This window comes from Halioglobus sp. HI00S01 (assembly GCF_001635445.1).
GTDB classification, from domain to species: Bacteria; Pseudomonadota; Gammaproteobacteria; order Pseudomonadales; family Halieaceae; genus Halioglobus; species Halioglobus japonicus.
This window is the reverse complement of the sequence record NZ_LWEE01000025.1, coordinates 61,096-82,632: the sequence shown is the minus strand read 5'-3', so window position 1 is coordinate 82,632 and position 21,537 is coordinate 61,096. Positions and strand designations below refer to the sequence as shown.

At 57.1% G+C, this 21,537-nt stretch carries 16 protein-coding genes; 8 read left to right on the top strand and 8 right to left on the bottom strand.

What is annotated here, in order from left to right:
- The first annotated feature begins 70 nt into the window (after positions 1–70).
- Positions 71–1,861 carry a mechanosensitive ion channel family protein gene (locus A3709_RS05325; RefSeq protein ID WP_197484075.1) on the top strand — a complete coding sequence of 597 codons (1,791 nt, stop codon included), beginning with the start codon at positions 71–73 and terminating at the stop codon, positions 1,859–1,861.
- Here the strand turns inward: A3709_RS05325 and A3709_RS05320 are convergent, their stop codons facing one another.
- Positions 1,862–2,854 (bottom strand): DUF481 domain-containing protein, encoded by a 993-nt coding sequence (locus A3709_RS05320; protein ID WP_082849912.1) that lies wholly within the window; start codon positions 2,852–2,854, stop codon positions 1,862–1,864.
- 132 nt (positions 2,855–2,986) lie between these two features.
- Between A3709_RS05320 and A3709_RS05315 the strand changes: the two genes are divergently transcribed.
- Positions 2,987–6,514, top strand: a complete 3,528-nt coding sequence (locus A3709_RS05315; protein ID WP_066051167.1) for a PAS-domain containing protein — start codon at positions 2,987–2,989, stop codon at positions 6,512–6,514.
- A gap of 5 nt (positions 6,515–6,519) precedes the next feature.
- Here A3709_RS05315 and A3709_RS05310 read toward each other — a convergent pair whose 3' ends face one another.
- The gene (locus A3709_RS05310; RefSeq protein ID WP_066051164.1) at positions 6,520–7,209 is read right to left on the bottom strand and encodes a type II secretion system protein GspG; all 690 of its coding nucleotides are present in this window, start codon (positions 7,207–7,209) and stop codon (positions 6,520–6,522) included.
- A gap of 68 nt (positions 7,210–7,277) precedes the next feature.
- Positions 7,278–8,522, bottom strand: coding sequence for an NAD-binding protein (locus A3709_RS05305; RefSeq protein ID WP_066051887.1), 1,245 nt, complete (start codon positions 8,520–8,522; stop codon positions 7,278–7,280).
- A 139-nt stretch (positions 8,523–8,661) separates the two neighbouring features.
- On the opposite strand from A3709_RS05305, the gene A3709_RS05300 reads away from it, so the two are divergent.
- Complete coding sequence (locus A3709_RS05300) at positions 8,662–9,660, top strand: AraC family transcriptional regulator (protein ID WP_156507577.1); 999 nt, start codon at positions 8,662–8,664, stop codon at positions 9,658–9,660.
- 39 nt (positions 9,661–9,699) lie between these two features.
- Positions 9,700–11,595: a DUF3604 domain-containing protein gene (locus A3709_RS05295; RefSeq protein WP_066051159.1), complete on the top strand. Its 1,896-nt coding sequence runs from the start codon at positions 9,700–9,702 to the stop codon at positions 11,593–11,595.
- Here A3709_RS05295 and A3709_RS05290 read toward each other — a convergent pair.
- The gene (locus A3709_RS05290; protein ID WP_082849910.1) at positions 11,582–12,769 is read right to left on the bottom strand and encodes a hypothetical protein; all 1,188 of its coding nucleotides are present in this window, start codon (positions 12,767–12,769) and stop codon (positions 11,582–11,584) included. The genes A3709_RS05295 and A3709_RS05290 overlap by 14 nt on opposite strands.
- 149 nt (positions 12,770–12,918) lie before the next feature.
- On the opposite strand from A3709_RS05290, the gene A3709_RS05285 reads away from it, so the two are divergent.
- Complete coding sequence (locus A3709_RS05285) at positions 12,919–13,353, top strand: Lrp/AsnC family transcriptional regulator (RefSeq protein WP_066051881.1); 435 nt, start codon at positions 12,919–12,921, stop codon at positions 13,351–13,353.
- Positions 13,354–13,360: 7 nt separating this feature from the next.
- Here the strand turns inward: A3709_RS05285 and dinB are convergent, their stop codons facing one another.
- Genes dinB through A3709_RS05270 form a run of 3 tightly spaced genes read right to left on the bottom strand, consistent with a single transcriptional unit; the run spans position 13,361 to position 16,005 of the window.
- Entirely contained in the window at positions 13,361–14,437 is a 1,077-nt protein-coding gene (gene dinB / locus A3709_RS05280; RefSeq protein WP_066051156.1) for a DNA polymerase IV, read from the bottom strand.
- Between the two features lies 1 nt (position 14,438).
- Entirely contained in the window at positions 14,439–15,086 is a 648-nt protein-coding gene (locus A3709_RS05275) for a TetR/AcrR family transcriptional regulator (RefSeq protein ID WP_066051154.1), read from the bottom strand.
- Positions 15,087–15,120: 34 nt separating this feature from the next.
- Positions 15,121–16,005, bottom strand: coding sequence for a LysR family transcriptional regulator (locus A3709_RS05270; protein ID WP_066051151.1), 885 nt, complete (start codon positions 16,003–16,005; stop codon positions 15,121–15,123).
- Between the two features lie 126 nt (positions 16,006–16,131).
- Between A3709_RS05270 and cysC the strand changes: the two genes are divergently transcribed.
- The 3 genes from cysC (at position 16,132) to A3709_RS05255 (ending at position 18,985) form a co-directional block, all read left to right on the top strand.
- Positions 16,132–16,749: an adenylyl-sulfate kinase gene (gene cysC / locus A3709_RS05265; protein ID WP_066051148.1), complete on the top strand. Its 618-nt coding sequence runs from the start codon at positions 16,132–16,134 to the stop codon at positions 16,747–16,749.
- A gap of 13 nt (positions 16,750–16,762) precedes the next feature.
- A complete protein-coding gene (gene sat / locus A3709_RS05260; protein ID WP_066051146.1) occupies positions 16,763–17,950 on the top strand; it encodes a sulfate adenylyltransferase in 1,188 nt (395 codons plus the stop codon).
- 78 nt (positions 17,951–18,028) lie between these two features.
- On the top strand, positions 18,029–18,985 hold the full coding sequence (locus A3709_RS05255; protein ID WP_066051144.1) for a DHH family phosphoesterase: 957 nt from the start codon (positions 18,029–18,031) through the stop codon (positions 18,983–18,985).
- Here the strand turns inward: A3709_RS05255 and A3709_RS05250 are convergent.
- Positions 18,982–21,321 carry a bifunctional diguanylate cyclase/phosphodiesterase gene (locus A3709_RS05250; protein WP_066051141.1) on the bottom strand — a complete coding sequence of 780 codons (2,340 nt, stop codon included), beginning with the start codon at positions 21,319–21,321 and terminating at the stop codon, positions 18,982–18,984. The genes A3709_RS05255 and A3709_RS05250 overlap by 4 nt on opposite strands.
- Between the last annotated feature and the right edge of the window lie 216 nt (positions 21,322–21,537).

Below are 21,537 nucleotides of genomic sequence, written 5' to 3'. Positions count from 1 at the left end.
GCTGGTCCTACTATCTGAACTGCCAAATGACTCCCTTGTGCTTCTGGGAAATTACATGGATTGTGCTAATGTGAAAAGTACCGATGTTCAGAAGTTTGCACCGCATATCGAAGAACGGAGTACATTTGTGATTGCCATCGTTCGCGCCCTGCTAGTTTCACTGATGCTCTACACTGGGTTGTCTGCTCCGGCCTATGGGGCCGATAAAATCACGCCTGATCAGGTCGCTAAAATGTCGGACCGCCTGCAGGCGGATATTACCGATAGGATCACGCCTGATCAGGTCGCCAGAATGTCGGACCGTCTGCAGGCGGATATCGCCAGTATTCAAATGCTGGACGCGCTCATAGAAGGTGCGTCAGATCACGACATGCAATCTCTGCTTTATCGACGCGATGATCGCAGCTTCAAACTCTTGTTAAATCTGGATAAGTTGGCGCAGGCAGCTTCGACTCTGCCTGAAGACAATGAAGTGCGAGCGAGTGTAGCGATCTTCCTGGGCGAAGGTCTCGGGGGCGTAGGCAAGGGGGTGCTGCAGCGCACTTCCAAGCTAACTGCTCGTATCGCCGAGCAAAGAGTGATGCTTACGGAGCTCTCGGGGGCCGACCTGGTTGTTGCCGAGGCGAAGGCTGAAAGCCTGGAAAACCTGAGAATGCGTTACTACGTTGCACTCGTGACGCTTATTGAGCGGCGCAAGGAATTCGGACTGTCCGATGGGACACTCTCAGGTGACCTGCTGCCCATGCTGTATTTACAGGCAGAGACCCTGACGGGCCGGATCAAATACACCGGTGGTGCGCTGGACGAACTGAATGAGCGCATTGTTGAGGATACTCAGAATGCAGACCTGGCGGTCGCGCGCAACGGCATGGCTCGACAGCAGGAACTGGATCTGGCTCATCTTGAGAAGCTGATTGATTTACTGGCGCGTCTGGGCGAAAACCCCGCGGTATATAAGGAAGTACTGCTCGCACAGAGCCACAGCATTAAAGTCAGCGCCCTGGGAGCGGGTGTTCTGGTGAGCCTGCTGCAGTCGGGCTGGGACAACGTCAAAATTGCTATCGCAGACAACGCCCCGGATATTCTATTCAAACTGCTGCTGTTCATCAGCATATTACTGGTTTTCCGTTACTTGGCGCGATTGGTACGTAAGTTGGTCAAGTTGGCGTGTGAGCGTCCGGGTAACGATATGTCCACACTGCTCAAGGATGTGCTGATTTCGGTCTGCGGCGGCGTTGTGATGGTGTTCGGGTATTTAATTGCATTGTCACAAGTCGGGATATCGCTCGGCCCCATGCTGGCGGGTCTTGGTGTCGCCGGGTTTGTAATTGGCTTTGCGCTGCAGGATACACTGGGCAACTTCGCCGCCGGCGGGATGATACTCCTGTATCGCCCTTACGATGTCGACGATTTTGTTGAGGTGGCCGGTGCGTCCGGGCTGGTCAAAAAAATGAGCCTGGTATCTACTACGATAACTACATTTGATAACCAGACATTGGTGGTTCCCAACAGTAAGATCTGGGGTGACGTCATCAAAAATGTGACGGCGCAGAAAGTTCGCCGTGTCGATCTGGTGTTTGGTATCAGTTACACAGATGATATAGCCAAGGCCGAGTCGGTACTTGCGTCTGTGCTGGAAGAACATGAGAAGGTATTGTCAACGCCGGAGGCGCTCGTGAAGTTGCATGAGCTGGCAGACTCATCGGTGAACTTCATCGTACGACCGTGGGTGCGCACTGAAGACTATTGGGGTGTGTATTGGGATATTACCCGAGAGGTGAAAATGCGCTTTGATAGCGAAGGTATCTCTATACCCTTCCCGCAGCGGGACGTGCATGTTTACTCGCAGTCGCCTGGGTGATTAGAAATCCCAGCCTATCCCGGTAGTGATGGAGTAGTCCCAGTAGCTGACGTTATCTTCCACGTTGTTGTCGCTGGTTGCCCACGCCGTGATGTCCCAGCTAAGGTCTTCAATAATTTCCCAGCTAATGCGTGCGTTGCTGTAGCTTCGTAAGCGCCCCGCATCTGTCAGGCTGGGATAAAGGGTGAAATTCAGATCGACGTGAAGTTCCGGCGTGGAGAACTTCCATGTGGAATAGCTGACGTTAAGAAACCCCTCGATATCTTCATTAGATCCATCACTGAACCCCTTCTCCGTAATTACCTGCAAGCCGCCTGCGCCGGTGAGGCGTGACCGATTGGTATCGATAAAGTAACGACCGGCACCACCACCTACCGCTACCCGGTAATCAAGTTCGAGCTCATCGTTATCTTCGTAGTTGACGAAGCCAGTTCGGAATTGGTCCGAACGGTTGCCCGGCCACACCGCCCTTTGAAAATTTAGTCGTTTGCTTGAGGTGCTTCCTTCGTTCGTGTCTGAAATATCAACCTGTCCTGTTAGGGTGTTTCTGGAGCGTTCGTTTTCGTAGCTGATCTCGGTGTTAAACGCCAGTTGGGTAACACCACTGGCCCGGGTATAGCCGTAGGTGCCCGACAGATGGATGTTGAGGCGATCGACCCAGCTATCCTCGATCGGGCGTATTTCAACGATCGCCAGGGACTCAAGTTGGTGGCGGGCGAAAACGTCTGTGACCAGTACCTGCCCGGGGCGCGCTTTATCGGAGAAAGAACCATAGATACGGTCGCCATTGGTGACTCTAACCTCGTAATGGTACTCGCTTTCCATTCGCGCGATTTCAGGCCACTCAATTTGTACGGTGCCCATGGCATCGGTGCTCACCTTGAGGATGCCGCCCAAGAGGGACACGATTTCCCCGGTGAGCTTGTCGCCATTGTAGAAATGAATAATGTCGGTCTTGCGATGTGCATGGGCTTCAAATGCACACAGGTACAAGACTAAACTCAGGATGCAAAAGAGTGGTTTCAATGTCACGTTATATGCTCACGGTTTGGCACTGCTTGCTTACTATAGTAGCCCCTGTTCGCGTGGTATGCTCGCTGGACAATTCAACTCCCTGAGTCGCCGATGGTAACTGCCTCCAATTTGCTGAGTCTGGCACTCCTCTATATCTGTGTACTGTTTGCAGTGGCCTGGTGGGCGGATCGACAGGTGGACGAGGGTGCCCAGGATAGCTGGCTGGCGCGGCCCGACGTACGGGGTTTGATATACGCCCTGTCGCTGGCGGTGTATTGCAGTTCCTGGACTTTTTATGGAGCGGTGGGCAGTGCAACGGCAACTGCCTGGGGGCATGCTCCGATTTACCTGGGGCCCATTGCGCTGTTTGTTCTTGGCTGGCCGATTATTCAACGCTTGCTCGCTGTGGGCGAACGCCACCGGGTTACCTCGATAGCCGACTACATTGGCGCCAGGTACGGTAAACGTCAGGCGCTGGCGGTACTGGTCACTCTGGTGGCCACCACGGCGGTACTGCCGTACATCGCGCTGCAGTTCAAGGCGCTTGCACAGGCCTGGTCAATTGTGGGCGGCAATCTTGAGGGTATGGGTGAGTACGACGGCGATACTGCCTTGCTGGTGGCGATTGTCCTGGCGGTGTTCACTATTCTATTTGGCACCCGGCGGCTCGATGGCCGCGAACGGCATCAAGGAATGATGGCGGCCGTGGCGATTGAGTCCATCGTCAAGTTGGTGGCATTTGTCGCCGTGGCCATTCTCGCGCTGGCCTATCTAGGCCGGCTGCCCGCGGACATCCGTGTCACGCAGGGTTCTCAGGCGTTGGGTGAGTTTTCGATTACGGCCGATTTCCTGGCGCGGACTCTGATCAGTGCCTTGGCCATATTGTGTCTCCCCCGACAATTTCATGTCATGGTAGTAGAGGCTGGGCAGGGCACACGCACCGGGGTGGCGCGTTGGCTATTTCCGGCGTACCTGGCGTTATTCATGTTGCTGGTTGTCCCTATCAGTCTGGCAGGCGCTCATGTCTACGCAATGTCTGACACGATTAGTCCCGATACTTATGTCCAGCTACTGCCTATTTCGCTCGAAGCGCGCTGGGTGACTGTAGCGGCCTTTATCGGTGGTATCTCTGCGGCCACGGGCATGGTCATTGTCGCCACGGTCAGCCTCGCCATCATGATTACCAATGAGATCGTCGCGCCCATGATCATGCGGGCCAATGCTGCGTCGGCAGCAGCAGTGCTCAACCTGGGCGACAGCCTGCGGCGTAGCCGCCAGCTGACCATTGCCGGCATACTGCTGGCGGCCTGGCTCGTGACCCGGCAGATAATGAATATTCCGTGGCTGACCCAGATCGGTTTTATCTCGTTTCTTGCCGCCGCCCAATTGGCGCCTGGGCTGCTGGCGGGATTGTACTGGCGGCGCGCTCACGGTATCGGGGTTATCGTCGGCTTGCTGTGCGGATTGGGACTCTGGTTTTACTGCTGTGTGTTGCCAGTAGTGCTGAATGTCGATGCCACTTTGTTGACCCAGGGCCTGTTCGGTCAGAACTGGTTGCGTCCCATGAATCTGTTTGGCATCAGCGGTGAGAATCGATTGGCCTATGCCACTGGGTGGAGCTTGACGGTCAATCTTGTGGCCCTGGTGGTTCTTTCACTGGCATTCAAGCCTTCTCAGGCAGATATTCGCCAGGCGCGGCTCTTCACGGAAGATCAACAGGCATCGCCGTCAGAGAGCGACCGGGATTTCGAACTCAGCCTGATTCGCGTAAGCCAGTTACAGGCATTGCTGCCGCCTTTTCTGGATGAGGCTGAGTCGCGGGCCATGTGGCTGCGTTTTGAAGACAGCTATGAGCAGCGTCTGCTGCCCGGTGACCGGGCGCCCATTTTCGTGGTCACTCAGGTGGAAGCGGTGCTGGCGCGCATTATTGGCTCGACTTCTGCGCATCAGGCCATGGAGCAACTGGAGCGCAGCCAGCAACTGGAATACACCGATCTGGCCGGCATGGTGACGGATGCCAGCCGACTCAATACGTTTAATCGCGAGTTATTGCAGACGACAGTAGAGAGCCTGATCCAGGGGGTGTCGGTGGTCGACAAGGAGCTGCGCCTTGTGGCCTGGAACAAACGTTACGAAGAAATGTTCCACTACCCACAGCGCTTTCTCTATGTGGGTTGCCCGATAGAGCGCGTTTATCGCTTCAATGCTGAGCGGGGCATACTCGATACGGGCGGTCGTCTGGTCGAAGAGGAGATCGATAAGCGCCTGGCCTGGCTGCGCGAGGGCAATCCACATCGCCTGGAGCGGACCCTGCCTGACGGTACGGTGATCGATATCCGTGGCACCCCCTTGCCTCACGGCGGTTTCGTGACCACCTACATCGATATTACGGATTATCGCGATGTGGTGGCGCAGTTGGAAGACGCCAAGTTGGAGCTCGAGCAGAAGGTAGCCAGTGGGTCGCAGACATTGAGCGAAACCAATGCCAAGTTGCGCCAGGAGAATAGGCTTCGCGCTCAGGTCGAGTCCCGCCTTCGGGATGCCCATCAGAGCCGTACGCGATTTATGTCGGCCACCAGCCATGATCTGCTGCAACCGATTAACGCTGCACGTCTGTTCACGGCAGTGCTCAAACCGCGGCTGAGCGGAGATGGTGAAGGCGAAACCCGCCGCGTAGTCGACCAGATTGACAGTTCACTGCAACGAGCCGAGGAACTCATTGCAGAGCTGCGCGAAATTTCCCGGTTGGACTCGGGCAAGCAAATGCCTCGCCGCAGTCACTTCCCGATTAGTGCGATTTTCGACTCACTGAGTCGCGAATTCATTCCTGTTGCCCAGTCCCGCGGGCTTGAGCTGAGCGTGGTGGACAGTTCCGCCTGGCTTTATACAGATCAGGCGTTGCTCACACGCATCTTGCAAAACCTGATATCCAACGCGGTGAAATATACTGACAGTGGCCGGATTGTGGTTGGTCTGCGGCGCCGGCGCGATGGCGCTGAACTACAGGTGCTTGATACCGGCCCCGGCATTGCAGAGCAGGATCAACTGCTGGTGTTCCAGGAGTTTCAGCGTTTGGAGCGCCATCGTCACCAGGGCGAAGAGGGTCTGGGCCTTGGGCTGGCGATTGTCGCCCGGTACGCTGAACTGCTTGGCCACCATCTCAAGCTGCGCTCCGCGCCAGGGCGGGGCAGTTGCTTCGCCATTGGGGTAACGTTTGGCCAGCCTCAGCAGCAGGATACACGAGAGCAACAGTCGTCACTGGGTGCCGACCTGCAGGGTCTGAAGATCGTGTGCGTGGATAATGATCCGCTTATTCTCGATGGTATGCAGGAACTATTAAGCACCATGGGTGCGGTGGTCTCGACTGCGGCTGGTCGAGAGGCGCTGCTGCGACGTATCGGTGAACGCCCGACGCCGGATATTGTATTGGCCGACTATCATCTGGATGAGGGCGACACAGGGCTGAATGCCGTGATCGAGGCCCGTAAACTGCTCGGCAAAGCGCTGCCCTGTATCATTATCAGCGCTGACGACAGCGATGTTATTCGCGATCGGGCCAAGGCGGCTGGATTCCGGTTCCTGCCCAAACCGGTGAATGCTGCCCGGTTGCGCGCGCTGGTGCTCGCTCTGACCCGGTAGCGGTGTTAGAGCGTGGCTATAACGTGGTTGAAGTAGCTGAGGTACTCTGAACTGACATCGGCGTCCAGACCCTCGCCACCGGGGGTGCCGTCGCGGCCCAGTGATAGCAGTTCGACTTTGCCCTTGGAGCGACCCCATTGGACAGCCTTATACAGGTATGGCCGCCCCCAGGGATCGTTTGGCATAGCAGATAAATAGCCTGCTTCGGGGTAGTTCGGCATGGGCATTTTACTTTCAGGCTTCTCAATCAGTGCCGCCAGACCCTGTTCGTTATAAGGGTAGAAGTGATTATCTGCGTAGTAGGCTTCAAGAGCAGCTGTGATCTTTCCAAAGTCGCGAATTATCGCCAGCCACTCGGCGCTGTCGTTGGTCAGTGGGCCAAAGCCGGTCATGGCGGTCAGCGAGGTCGCTGAATCCTCATTGCAGAAGATCTTCCAGTCACTCGGCCGGGGGGGGCGATCGATTTGCCCGTTTCTGTAGATGAAGGGTGCATCCTCCATACGGGGTTCGTGGTAGGAGACGTAGGCGGTAAATTTGCCGCACACAACATCGCCGGGATAGGCTCTCAGGCCACTGACAGATATGTCTGTCTTGATGACGATGCTGTCCGCCAGGGCTTTTTGGGCGTCCTCGATTTCCGAGCTGCAGGCGGCAAGAGTTGCGGCGAGTACGATGAGGGTGGCGAGGCGAATCAAGGGGGAGGTCTCCAGTGTTCCTGGGGGCAGAGTATGACGATTTTAGTGGTCGGGCACAAACGCGCTGATCAGCGCATCTCGATCCAGTCGCGCGGAATATTGTCTTCGAGTAACTGGGCAATACTGATGCTGATGATATTGTGCTCCCGGCCCACTTCAGTGGCGAACAGGGATTCCTTGCTGGAGCGTGCAATGACCATGGACTGCGGGTATTTTCGGCGCAGCCACAGCGCTGTGCGCAGGTTCTCTTCTTCGCGGCCGGTGCCGAGTACGAATACGGTATTGTCGCCGTCGACGCTGACGGTATTGCGCACCTGCTCCCAGACCTCCGGGTGGGCAATGTCGCCTTCAAACAACTCACGTCGATAGTCGCCGCTGAATTTCATCTGTTCGTCTGCCACCAGAACGCGGCGGCGGGCGTCCTTGTCGATGATAAGTACGGTATCCAGTTCCCCCGAGGCAGAGTTTTGCATTTCCTCGAGCACGGTCTGGCCAAAGCGTCCAAAGCCCGCGAGGATGACAACGTCTTTGGGGCGTGTCTCGTGGAAGTGCTCGAGCATTTGCCCGCGAACCAGGCCAGAAGCCGCCAGATGGTAGGTGTTGAAGCAGTGGCAATGGTTGGCTACCCGGGTATTGGCCATGGAGCGCATGAAGCGCAGGCTTGAACAGTGAATGATGACTCTCGATGCGATGCCCGGTACCAGTTTCAGCAAGACGCTGGCAGCCTCGTAACTGCGCAGGCTGTTATCGTTAAGCAGCAGAATGCGCCGCGCGCGTTCCACGCGCAGCTCGCGTAGGAAAAACTGGTGGGTAATGTCACCGCTGACCACGACCGCACCAAAACTCTGTTTGAACTCGTCCCGCAAAACCTCTGAGCCAGTATTGGAGACTACGACTACGGGCGTTTTCCGGTTGTGCTCCCTAAGCACCCTCAGGTAGCTGATGGCCAGTTCGCCATCGCCAACCACCACGACGTGATTGCGCAGGCGCTTGAGTTGCCACGCCTGCGGTGCCAGTGCGCGAAGCAGGGCGCTGATCAGGCCCCATGCAGCGAGCATGGGCGCGCCGAAATAAGCCGTCCAAACCATGGCCTGGCCTAACAGCGGGCCGCCCAGAGGTGTGCCCAGGTCAACGCCGCCAACCACAAACAGGCTCAGAGAATAGTAGGCTTTGGTCAGAAACCCTTCGGTGCTGAGCTCGGGGCGCTCGGTGACAGAGACGCCGGATTCAAAGCCGATTAACGCCATCAGGAACACGCTCAGCGCCCCGACAGAGAGCCAGGGGAACTGGGGAGGAGAGTACTGTTTCTGCATGGTCGAGATCATACCCCTTGGTCTGCGGTGTCGCTATCGGTTTGTGCTTTATACATGGGATGTTTACACTTTCGCGGTCTTTTGCCGTGCTTAGCCTGCTGCTGCCCTGTTCGTGATACTCCACCCTGTAAGATCGTTGTTGCCCGCTTTGGAGGTCATGGCCGCCCGCGGCCACGATGCAGCGGCCTGTCTGGATGGAACTGGCCTGTGCGAAGCGGACGTTTTACGTGAGGGAATTGACGACTCGCTCAGTAGAGAGCAGGAGTGCCGGTTTTACGAAAATGTGATCCGCTTGAGCGGCGATCCCAGCATTGGTCTGGAACTGGGTGACGTGGTGATTCCCGAGCGCTACGGATTGTTTGGTTACGCCTTGCTCTCTGCAGAAACGTTCGAACGCGTCCTGGTCTTGGCGGAGAGCTTTGGACCCATGGCGTTCAGTTTCTTCAGCTTCGGTTATGGCAAGCAGGGGCGCGATGCCTGGTTTGAACTGCGTGGCAATCCTGACACCTCACCTGATTTGACCCGGGTTTTCGTCGACCGTGGCCTGGCAGCCGCTGCACGCACCTTTCGGGCCATACTGGGACAACGTTTTTACCTGCATCATGTGTTGTTGCCGCATGCTAGCAACGGCAATGCCGACAACTATCTGCGGATGTTCCAGAGTCCGGTCAGCTTTTCCAGTCAACACAGTCGGCTGGTGTTTGATGCGGCGTTACTGGAAGAACCGCTGCTGAACAATCATCGAGGAACCTCCCTGCATCTTGAGCAGCAGTGCCAGTTGATCATGGCGCGGCTGAGTGGTCAGGGACGATTTGTCGACAGTGTGCGTATGCAGGTGCTCTCCCGGCCCGGCGTGTTCCCCGATATCGATGTTGTGGCCAATTCATTGGGTTTATCTACTCGCACCCTCAAGCGGCGATTGCGCGATGAGAATACCGGCTACCGTGAAATCGTCGACGAGCTACGCTATGGTCTGGCGCTTGAATATCTGGGAAAGACCCGTTTGCCGATGGAGCAGATATCGACATTGCTGGGCTATAGGGAATCGGCGAATTTCAGCCACGCTTTCAAACGCTGGGAAGGACGTTCACCCAGTATCTGGAGACGCGAGAATACATCGGCTCTGCCGCTGAGTTAAGCTCGGCCAGGGCATCATTGCAGTCAGTTGGAGAGATGGATGGCCAGGTACAAACAGCTTTTAATGACACTGCTCATACTCTCGGTATGTCCGGCGGCTCTGACGGCAGAGCAGGGCTATTCAGAGCAACGTGAGGCCTGCGCCAATCGCGACCCGCTCAAGCAGCCGTGGTTTGGCGATCTGCATGTCCACACCCGATATTCCCTCGATGCAAGCACCCAGGGTACTCAGACAACCCCCGCCCAGGCTTACGCATTCGCACGTGGCGAGAAACTGCCTATCCAGCCCTGGAGCGATATTGGGGAAGGCATGCGCAGCCTGCAGCTGCGACGTCCACTGGATTTCGCCATGGTCTCTGATCACGCCGAACTGATTGGCGAAGTGTATATGTGTAATACACCGGACGCGGAGGGATATGGCAGCTGGCAGTGCGTGGTGTATCGCAATCTGCCGCGGGTTGCCTATTACCTGTTTAACTTCGTGGCCACTATGCAGCAGGCGCATCTGGGCCTGTGTGGCGATGACGATCAAGTGTGTCTGGAGGCGTCGCGCATCCCCTGGGGCGAAATGCAGCATGCGGCGGAGCAGCATTACGATCGTTCGGCGCAGTGTGAATTCACCAGTTTTGTGGGCTACGAGTGGACAGCGATGGAGGGCGTCAGCGGCGGTAATCTGCATCGCAATGTGGTATTTCGCAATGCCGATGTCCCGGATCTTCCCCTGAGCTTTATCGATACTCCCGCCCCTGAACTGTTGTGGCAGGGATTGCATGAGAAATGCCTGAGCTCGGGTACCTGTGATGCGTTGGTCATTCCCCACAACTCCAATCTGAGTGCGGGCTACATGTTCCCGGCGCAGCTTGACGGTGGGGGTTTAATGACGCCTGAATACGCTGCACGGCGCATGCGGTTTGAACCGCTGGTGGAGATCATGCAGCACAAGGGCGCCTCTGAGTGCTACTACGGCCCCGGGGCGAGTGATGAGTTGTGTGCCTTCGAACAACAGCCCAACGACAACATCGCAGGCCGCAACAAGCCGCCGCTGCCTGACACCGGGTTCGTCAGGCAGGTACTCGTCGATGGTCTGAAGTTGGAGCAGGAACTCGGGGTAAACCCTTATCAGTTTGGTGTTATCGCCAGCACAGATACCCACCTTGGGGCTCCCGGAGCCGCCGAAGAGGATCGTTTCCTCGGTCACGGTGGCGCCGGAGTGCCCGCGGGCGAGGCTATACCGCCCGGGCTGCCCGACAAGCTTGAATACAACCCTGGTGGTCTGGCCGTCGTCTGGGCCGAAGAAAATTCGCGAGATGCCTTGTTTAATGGCATGCGCGCCCGGGAAACCTATGCCACCTCCGGTCCGCGTATTACCAGTCGCATGTTTGCCGGCGACTATCCCGACAATTTGTGTGACCAGCCGGATCGCATTGCCATAGCGTACGCCAATGGCGTGCCGATGGGTGGCGAGTGGGCCGCAACTGAGACGCCGCCGGTTTTTCTGATTGCGGCCAGTCAGGACCCCGGCACCCCGGATTCCCCGGGTGTGCCCTTACAGCGTATTCAGGTGGTAAAGGGTTGGGTGGACGCCGGCGGTAATGCCCGGGAAAAGGTCTTCGATGTAGCCGGATCGGCAGACAATGGCGCGACGGTCAATCCCGCTAACTGTGCGCGCAGTGGTGAGGGGTTCGCCGAACTTTGCAGCGTATGGCGCGACCCTGAATTCAAGCTCGGCGAATCGGCCTTTTACTACACGCGTGTTCTGGAAAATCCCAGCTGTCGCTGGAGCCAGCGTCAGTGCGTGGCCGCCGGTGTCAGATGTGACGACCCTGCGACCATTGCCGATGGGTTTGAAGGGTGTTGTGCGCCGGAGCATCGGCCCGTTATTCAGGAACGGGCCTGGTCCTCGCCGATCTGGTTTAGCGCAACTAGCGAGCGCTAAAATCCTGAGCGACCAGAATGTCGCGATAGCCCCCGGAGCGGAAGCCATTAAAGCCGGTGCTCGTGGCTGAACCATAGGCACCCAGCAAGCCGAATTCGATGTAGTCTCCGGCGCGCAGGTCCTTCGGTAGCGGTGTGGCTCGCGACAGCTTATCGACAGGGTCGCAGGTAGGTCCGAACACGTGGTACTCGTTGACCGGTCCGCTGAGCAGGCTGTCGCCACGCCAGGCGCGCACGGGCATTTGCAGGTCAATCAGCAGCTGTTCCTGCATACCGCCGTACACCCCGTCGTTTACAAACAGGCTGTGGCCGTTTTCACGTACATGAATGACCCGGGTCAGCAGCGAGACGCTGTCCGCCACCATGGCGCGTCCAGGTTCGCACATCAGCGGCGTGCCAGCAGGCAGAAAGCGCTCGGCAGCGGAATGAATTTCAGCGAAGAACGTGGCCAGTTCGGGCACATCGGCGCCAGCATATTGAACGGGAAAGCCACCTCCGACGTTGACCAGTTCTGGCGCAACACCCGCGCGCTCAATGATATCGCCCGCCACTTCGAGATAGCGGCCGTACATGGCGGGCTCAACACACTGTGAGCCCGGGTGGAAGGTGAGTGCGGGGCGGCCGCCCCGCGCCTTGACGAGGCGTAGCAGCTGTACGGCTGCATCGGGCGTAGCGCCGAACTTGCTGCCAAAGTCGTACGCGGCGCCACTGTGTTCCAGTTTGAAGCGAACGGTGTAGCGAACCTCAGGGTCGCCACCGCAGGCCCGGTAGATTTTCTCCAGCTCGGCAGTCTCGTCGAGGGCAAATGAGCGTACGCCATAGCGCTGGTAGGCTTCAGCTATTGATGTGTCGTCCTTGATGGGATTGTTAAAGTGCAGCGTTGCTTGTGGCGCGATGGCCAGGGTAGAGCGAACTTCCTCCAGGGATGCCACGTCGAAGTTCTGCACGCCGCTGCGACGCAAGGTCTGCAGAATTCGGGCTTCGGGGTTGGCCTTGACAGCATAGCTAACCGCACCATTGAAGTTGCTCAGAAAGTCGGCCGCGCGGGCTTCCAGTTTGGCAGCGCAGAACAGGTAGGCAGAATCTTCCGGCTGAGCGCTGGCAATGAAACCACCGGTACAGGAGTAGGTCTCGCGCCGGTCTTGCTGCCATTGTTGTTTGATGTCACCTGTCATGTCGGTATTCCTGAGGTTGTTATGCGTTCATTTTGTGGCTATTGGGTGATGAATTGGCAGTTGCAATAACTGGTTAATATGGTCAAATAAGAGCCAAATTGACCAGCATAATGTTCAATTTGTTAATTGTTGGTCGTGGGGGAGCTGAAGTGGAGCTGAGTAAGAACGATAAACGGCTGTTGAAGGCACTGCAGCGCAATGCGCGTCAGAGCGTCAGTGAGCTTGCCCGGGAACTGGATTTGTCGCGCACGACGGTGCAAAAGCGCCTTACGGCCCTGGAAAGCAATGGCGTCATTACCGGTTACAAGGTCAAGCTGAGCGACAGTTATCGCGCGGAAACAATACAGGCTTACGTCAATCTGGTGGTAGATCCACGCAAGGGGGCGATGGTAACCAGTGCCCTTGAGAAACTTCCTCAGGTTGAGGCCTTGTACACCGTTAGTGGCAAAATCGATATGGTGGCACTGATGCGGGTGCACAGTCCGGCAGAGCTCGACACCACCCTGGACCGAATTGGCGAGACCGAAGGTGTTCGGGACACAGATTCGGCGATTGTCCTATCCACAAAGTTTGATCGACGCTAGACGCAGATCAGGCTTCAAACAGCGCCAGCTGCGCTTCCCGCACTTCGCTGCGAGGGTTGAGCCGCAGTCCCGCCCCCAGCAATCGGACCGGTCGGCTCTGGCGCTGCCACGCTTTCTCCAACAGGGCCCGGTAGGCCACCGGTTGTAGCCAGTGCTCCCCGTTGGCGGGAATGACCTCTTCGATGGTCGTCTGTTCGAAGTTATTGAATTTTACTTTTACAAATCGCTTGTGCGGGTGGTACTGCTCGTCAATGTGGTGAAATCGGGATTCAAGTTCTTCGAGGATTTTTTCCAGTGCGAGTTGCATGGCTCCGGTATCTTTAAGATCGTCGGCATAGGTGTTCTCCACCGAGATGGATTTGCGAATGCGGCTGGTCTGTACCGGGCGATTATCGTCACCGTGGGCAAGGCGTGACAGGCGTATGCCGTATTTGCCAAAGCGTCGGGCCAGGGTTTCCAGCGGTATCTTTTGCAACTCCCCGCAGGTGGTCGCGCCCAGTTTTTCCAGCTTGGCAGCAGTGACGCTGCCGACCCCGTTGATTTTTGCCACAGGAAGATCGGCCACAAATTCTGCGACCTGCTCCGGCGCGATCGTGAAGCAGCCGTCGGGCTTGTTCCAGTCGCTTCCGACCTTGGCAAGAAACTTATTCGGAGCGACACCCGCCGAAACGGTCAGATTCAGCTCGCGCTTAATACTCGCGCGTATGTCTTCGGCAATGAGGGTGGCGCTGCCACGGCAGGCAGTGGCTGCGCTGACATCGAGATAGGCCTCATCCAGGCTGAGTGGTTCGATGACATCTGTATAGCGGTTAAATACCTGGTGGAACTGGCGAGATACCTCGCGATAAAGCTCAAAGCGCGGTTTGAGAATTTGCAACTGGGGGCACAGCTGCCGGGCGCGGCTACTGGGCATGGCGGAGTGCACACCGAACTTACGGGCCTCGTAGTTGCAGGTGGCAATGACGCCACGGCCAGTGCGCCCGCCCACGGCGATGGGGTGGCCGACCAAACTGGGATCTTCGCGCATCTCGACAGACGCGTAGAAGGAATCCGCGTCAATGTGGATGATTTTGCGCTGGCTCAACTCAGTTCCTGGCGGGGGCTTCCAGTATGGCTGCAATGGCGCCGGCTACCTGGTCGAGCATGATGCTGCGTTGACGGGGCTTGTCGCCAAAGGCGCTGCAGATGTCTGCAATACTATGGAAATTAATCGACACCGCCAAAAACAGGCGGCGCCTAGCCTCCGCCTGGCCGAGGTGTGACAGCGCCCTGGCAACCAGGGGTTCCAGGGCAGGGACATCGCGGAAACTGATTTGTGAATCGGCGCCTGGATTGGTTGCCGGGCTGTTGGTGGCCGCCAGTTGCGACAGAATTCTTACGTAATACTCACCCTCGGGGGTGCTCTTCAGGTACTCTCCCAATGGTGTGACGAGGCTGCGGGCGACCTGCTCTGCGGGCGACCATTGCTCGAGCTCGGCGCTCGCCAGGAACCGGTTTCGCAGTGCCTCGACCGGATCGGCATGGTAATCGAGAATGGCCTGTATGAGCCCCTGCCGGTTGCCGAAATGATATTGCAACGCGTTGCGGTTTTTCTGCCCGGCAGCTTTTGTCACCTCGTTCAGAGATACGACGTCAACACCGCGCTCGGCAAATAACTTCTGGGCAGCGTCGATAAAGCGCAGTCTGGTCTGGGCTGAGCGGGCGGCGTGCTTGTTGGTATGGCCACTGGCCATGGGGCGGACTCCTCCAAAAAAAGCCTATCTTAGTTCAGGTATCGACGGAGCGACAGGTATCCATCCAGTAGCTCACCGACTCGATTGGGTAGCGCTGCCTTGGCAGGACGAAGTAAAAGCTGCGACGCAGATCGCGGCGGGGCAGGGTCAGTGGCACGAGATCGCCATTGGCGAAATTGCGCTCCAGTACAATGCGGGACAGACAGCCGATGCCCAGGCCCGATTCTACGGCATTTTTAATCGCTTCATTGTGCATGAACTCCATATAAACGTTCAGCTCCGAAAGCAATCCCGCCATGGCACGGTCGAAGGTGTGACGAGCACCGGAATCCGGCTCGCGCAATATCCATGCTGCCTCGCGAATATTCCGGGTCGATAGGGTCTTTTTCTCCGCCAGTGGATGATTGGCCGCGCAGAACACCACCAGTTCATCGTCTCGCCAGGGAATCAGTTCCAGTTCCCGGTGCTGATACTCGCCTTCGATCATGCCGATATCGACCTCGTAGTTGAGGACTTTGGCCACAATTTCCGGGGTATTGGCGATCTCCAGGCGGACGTCGGCCTCGGGATACTTGCCAAGATAGCCCGCCAGGTAACGGGTGGCGAGATGGTTGCCTATTGTAAAGCTCGCGCCAACCTTGATGTGTCCCAGTGACTGGTGCGTATGCAAAAGGTCTTCAAAATGCTGGCAGTGGGCGAGGAGCGATTCGGCTTCCTTGCGGACCGTGTGCCCCGTGGCATTTAGAGACAGCTTATTACTGGCGCGATCAAACAGCGGTATGGCGTAGCCCTGTTCGAGGTTGAGCAGGGCCTCACTGGCCGCTGACTGTGACATATGCAGCTCAGCTGCTGCGCGCGAGATGTTCTCGTGCCGGGCAACGGCGAGAAAGACCTGGAGTTGTTTGAGGGTATATTTCATCTTCGTGTAGCGACGGACCTGCCGCCGGAAAAACCGATACTGGTATCCATAATATCCTGTTTTACATATAGCTGTAACGTGCGTAAGCTGCGCCGACCTCATTATCCCAACAGACAGGACCCTACCATGGCTGAACAAAAAGCAACCAATGTGCACTGGCACGAAGGCGATATCACCAGAGAGCACCGCGAAAAGCTGTTGGGACACAAGGGCGCCACTTTGTGGTTCACCGGATTGTCCGGTAGCGGCAAAAGCACGGTGGCGGTGGAACTCGAGGGTATGTTGCACGAACGCGGTGTGGCCTGCTATCGCCTCGACGGCGACAACGTCCGTATGGGTATCAACAAGAACCTTGGCTTTTCCGCTGAAGATCGTGCCGAGAACATTCGTCGTATTGGCGAGGTGGCCAAGTTGTTCGTCGACAGTGGCCAGATTGCACTGTCGAGCTTTGTGAGCCCCTATAAGGCAGACCGTGACGCGGTGCGGGTACTCCACGAAGAAGCCGGCATGGACTTTATTGAGATCTTTGTCGATTGTTCACTCGAAGCCGCTGAAGCGCGCGACCCCAAGGGCTTGTACAAGAAGGCCCGGGCCGGCGAAATCAAGAACTTCACCGGTATTGACGATCCCTATGAGGCGCCCGAAAACCCTGAGCTGCACCTGCACTCTGACCAGCAGTCGCTGGAAGAAGAAGTCAACCTGATCCTCGACCTGCTGCGTGAGCGCGGCATTGTCACCAAGTAAACCGGAGAAAAGCATGATCAAGCCCCATGGTTCTGATGAACTGAACCCCCTGTACGTCGCCGACGATGCCCAGCGTGCAGCACTGCTCACTGAGGTAGAGTCGCTGCCCTCCATTTTGCTGAACTCAGCCGCTGCGGCAAATGCAGTGATGCTCGGTGGCGGTTATTTCAACCCGCTTACGGGTTACATGAATCTCGCGGATGCTATGAGCGTCGCGGAATCCATGGCCACCAGCAGCGGCGTATTTTTCCCGGTGCCCGTGGTTAACATGACCGATGAAAGTGGTGTCGAGGCCGGTAGCCGCATTGCCTTGCGCGACCCCAATGTCGAAGGCAATCCCGTGCTTGCCATTATGGATGTAGAGGCGGTTGAATCCGTCAGCGATGAGCAGATCGATTTTATGGCGGAGAAGATCTTCCGCACGCTCGACGGTCAGCACCCGGGTGTCGCGACCTTCAAGAGCCTCGGCAAGACGCTGCTGTCCGGTCCGATTCAGGTGCTTAACTTCTCTTATTTCCAGGCGGAGTTCCCCGAGACTTTCCGGACTGCCGTGGAAATTCGCGAGGAGATTGCCAAGCGTGGCTGGGAGAAGGTAGTGGCCTTTCAGACCCGCAATCCCATGCACCGTGCTCACGAAGAACTGTGTCGCATGGCCAAGGACGATCTGAACGCCGACGGTATTCTCATCCACATGCTGCTCGGCAAGCTTAAGCCCGGTGACATTCCAGCGGATGTACGCGACGCTGCAATTCGCAAGATGGTGGATGTGTATTTCCCCGAAAACACCGTCATGATTACCGGCTACGGCTTCGACATGCTGTATGCAGGACCACGCGAAGCCGTGCTGCACGCAGTGTTCCGCCAGAACTGCGGATGTACTCACCTGATTGTGGGTCGCGATCACGCGGGTGTGGGAGATTACTACGGTGGCTTTGACGCTCAGACGATCTTTGACGAAGAAGTGCCTGCGGACGCGCTTGAGCTCGAAATCTACAAGGCCGATCACACCGCATACAGCAAGAAGCTGAACAAGGTTGTGATGATGCGCGACGCGCCTGACCACTCCAAGGATGACTTTGTACTCCTTTCCGGTACCGCAGTACGCGAGATGCTGGGTAAGGGCATTGCGCCGCCCCCGGAATTCTCCCGACCTGAAGTCGCCAAGATTCTGTCCGATTACTACCAGAGTCTCGATAGCTAGCACAGCGTATCGCGGCCATTGGCTGACCCGCCTGGGCGCGGGACGGCCAATGGTCGCGATTTTTTTTGGAGGTACAGAATGGATTACGATGTTTTTAACGGCGACGCCGATGGTATTTGTGCGTTGCTTCAGTTGCGCAAAGCGGAGCCCCGCGATGCCCAACTGGTGACCGGAGTGAAGCGCGATATCAATCTGCTCAGTAAGATTGATCCTGCGGCTGGTGACAGGCTCACTGTGCTCGATATTTCGATGGACAAAAACAAACAGGGTCTGGCCACAGCACTGGAGGCCGGCGCTGAAGTGTTTTATGTCGATCATCATTTCCCGGGTGATATTCCTGAGCATGCGTCTCTGGTGAGCTTGATCAATGAGTCCCCTGACGTGTGCACGGCGGCGCTTGTCAATGGCCATCTGCAGGGTGCCTACCTGGACTGGGCGGTTACCGGTGCCTTTGGCGACAACCTCAAAGAGACTGCACGGACTCTCGCCAAGGGGCTGGATATCGCCAGTGAAGATCTGGATCGTCTGGAGCAGCTGGGTACGTATATCAATTACAACGGCTATGGCCCGGCCATAGCCGACCTGCACTTTGATCCTAAGGATCTTTATCTTCACCTGGCCGAAGCGCAAAGCGCCCTCGATTTTGTCAGCGCCTCTGCGCACTTCCGTACCCTGGCCGAAGGCTACACCCAGGACATGGGGGCAGCGGAGGCAGTACAGGCCTCACTGGCGAGTGCTGAGGTGGCGATTTTCATGCTGCCGAATGAAGCCTGGGCGCGGCGGGTTAGCGGTGTATTCAGCAATGATCTTGCAACGGCCAATCCCGAGCGTGCTCACGCCGTACTCACCGCCAAGGACAACGGCAACTATCTGGTCAGTGTGCGTGCACCGCTGGCGAACAAGCAGGGCGCCGCGGAGTTGTGTATGCAATTTCCTACTGGTGGTGGTCGAGCTGGAGCCGCGGGAATCAATGATCTACCCGCAGATCAACTTGAAGCATTTGAGGCCGCCTTTCAGGCGGCCTATGGCGCCTAGGGGAGGGTGTTGGCCGGGGGCTGCGATTCAGAGAGTCGCTGCACCTGGTCGACAAAATGCCAGGGGGAAAGCATGGGTTTGAGTTCATCTGCGGTGACCGGCGGACTGAACAGATAACCCTGGAGGAAGCCGGCGCCATTTTCCGTCAGGAACTTGAACTGCGCGTGGGTTTCTACCCCAGTAACCAATACCCTCAGCCCCAGGCTACGCGCCATGGCGATGATTGCCACGATGAGTTTAGCGCCGGCTTCGCTGCGGCCGCTGTCGAGGAGAAATTCGCGCGCTATCTTGATCTCGTCCAGCGGGTATTGGCTTAGATAGGTCAACGGTGAGTAACCCGTGCCGAAATCATCGACCGACAAATACACGCCGGTGTCTTTCAAAGCCCGTAGGGCTTCAACGGTTTCCTCGTCATTGCTGGTCATAATGCCTTCGGTCAGCGCCAGTTCGAGTTGCTCGGGTGCAATGCCAAACTGACGTATTACCTGGTTTACACGCGCAACAAATTCTGTGCAGAACTGTAGTGCGGAGATGTTAATGGCCACTTTCTGCAGCTTGAGGCCTGCGCGATTAAAGGCCTGTACCTGCTGGCAGGCCTGCACCAGTACCCAGTCACCGAGTTGGTCGATCACGCCGATTTCCTCGGCCAGGCGAATAAAGTCGCCGGGCGGGATCATGCCTTCTTCCGGATGCTCCCAGCGCAGCAGGGCCTCAACACCGGCCACGGAGCCTGAACGTGTGTCCACCTGGGGCTGGTAGTGCAGCGACAGCTCATCGCGTTCTATGGCTCTGCGCAGGTCTGCTTCCAGGCGCAGCCGGCTCTGGCCTTGCTCACCCATACTTTCGCTGTACATTTCGATCCCCGCGCGGGAAGTCTTCTTGGCATGCCATTTTGCCGCGCTGGCGGCCAAGAGCAGTTCCTCGACGTCAGCCCCGTGCAGTGGCGCTATGGCGATTCCGATAGCGGGCTTGATAACCAGCTCATGGTCATCGATGTAATAGGGCGCCTCCAGCGCTGCCACCACTCGCTGCGCAGCTTGCAAGGCAGCTTTATCGGACTCTACTTTATTGAGCACAACCGTAAACTCGTCGCCGCCGAGACGAGACACCGCAATGTCTGCATCGCTGTTCACCAGGTGGCCAATGCTATCGCTCTCGCGCACGGTTTCGTTCAAGCGGCCCGCCACCTGCTGCAGCAGACGATCGCCCGCGCTGATCCCGAGTGAGTCATTAACCCGTTTGAACTCATCCAGGTCGATAAACAGCAGCGCCAGATTATGCTGATTGCGGTGATTGAGCTTGAGAAGTAAGTCCAGTTGTTCGGCAAACAGTTGGCGGTTAGGTAATTGTGTGAGCTTGTCGTAATTAGACAAGTGGTGGAGTCGGCTGCGGGTCTTCTTGACCTCGCCCACGACTTTATTGAGCTGTGCATTGCGTTCCGTCAGTTGCGAGTTGCGCTCTTCGACCTTAAGGCTGAGGAGGCGGTTGCCGATCTCCTGTTCCGCTTTGAAGTTCTTTATGCCGCCAAGTACGGTATTAATAATCCGGGCAACCTCCTGCATTTCGCCGCCACCCTCGAGGTGGATCGGCCCCTGCACGTTGCCGGCGGCAACATCATTGGCAATGTCGCCCAATTGCTTGAGTGGCCGGGTAATACGACGCCCCACCAGCCATGCGGCAATAGAGCAGAGCAATACCAGTGCAGCTACCCAGAGCATTACCGTGGCGGCAGCGAACAGGGCGGCAGCATTGAGCGGCGTTCGATCCAGGATGAGGTGGAGATAGCCAATCACCCACTGGCTCTTATCGCGCGTTGCGTCGGTCAGTGCCAGGGCAAAATCCGCCTCGGTGAGGTGTCGTTCAGCGGGGTTGACCAGGGTGAATACAGGCAGGCTGTAATAAATGGGTTCGTCAGCGGCCAGCACTGAGTTGAACCATGTGGGGGTGATGCGATTACCGTCACTGGCAAATGCGACGAGTACTTCATCCACCGTCAGTGCATCGCCGCGGACCCTGTCGAAATCTGTGGCAATGAACCCGCGCCTGGCAGGGCTGTTCAGTGTCGAAATCTCGACCCCGGTGTTGTTGTAGATAACGCCGCCACTAATGGCGGGGTCCTGAAAGAACAGCTCGATGACGTTGGCCATCGCCGCGCTGTCGTTGCGATAGATATGGAATTGCAGATCGGGGCGCGCCTCTAGCCCACTGGCGGCCGTCGTGGTGATTTGGTTGAGCTGAATCTGGTAATCGCGCAAGCCTGCGGCACCGCTCGCAAGTATGCCTAGTGTGACTGCACCGATCACGAATACCATATTGAGACGGGTGATTATGCTCATCTGCCCAATATCCTGCACATGCCGCTATCGGCCTGCCCCGGTACTTCATCAACTGCCATGTTTGCGTCCCGTTGTGCCCCGTCATAGCGGGGGTGGTATCGCGGTCGTTGGCCGTACATCCTGTATAGGCTCGCGCGATTTGACCGTTTCAAACTAGCATGAGCCAAGCGCGCCGCGCAATAAATGACGACTGATTACGATGTATTCCCGGGCAGC

Excerpts from the sequence above, each read along its gene's own strand:
- sat (WP_066051146.1), top strand. The coding sequence starts at position 16,763 with ATGATCAAGCCCCATGGTTCTGATGAACTGAACCCCCTGTACGTCGCC.
- A3709_RS05270 (WP_066051151.1), bottom strand. The coding sequence starts at position 16,005 with ATGAAATATACCCTCAAACAACTCCAGGTCTTTCTCGCCGTTGCCCGG.
- A3709_RS05295 (WP_066051159.1), top strand. The coding sequence starts at position 9,700 with ATGGCCAGGTACAAACAGCTTTTAATGACACTGCTCATACTCTCGGTA.
- A3709_RS05255 (WP_066051144.1), top strand. The coding sequence starts at position 18,029 with ATGGATTACGATGTTTTTAACGGCGACGCCGATGGTATTTGTGCGTTG.
- A3709_RS05315 (WP_066051167.1), top strand. The coding sequence starts at position 2,987 with ATGGTAACTGCCTCCAATTTGCTGAGTCTGGCACTCCTCTATATCTGT.
- cysC (WP_066051148.1), top strand. The coding sequence starts at position 16,132 with ATGGCTGAACAAAAAGCAACCAATGTGCACTGGCACGAAGGCGATATC.
- A3709_RS05250 (WP_066051141.1), bottom strand. The coding sequence starts at position 21,321 with ATGAGCATAATCACCCGTCTCAATATGGTATTCGTGATCGGTGCAGTC.
- A3709_RS05290 (WP_082849910.1), bottom strand. The coding sequence starts at position 12,769 with ATGACAGGTGACATCAAACAACAATGGCAGCAAGACCGGCGCGAGACC.
- A3709_RS05275 (WP_066051154.1), bottom strand. The coding sequence starts at position 15,086 with ATGGCCAGTGGCCATACCAACAAGCACGCCGCCCGCTCAGCCCAGACC.
- A3709_RS05305 (WP_066051887.1), bottom strand. The coding sequence starts at position 8,522 with ATGCAGAAACAGTACTCTCCTCCCCAGTTCCCCTGGCTCTCTGTCGGG.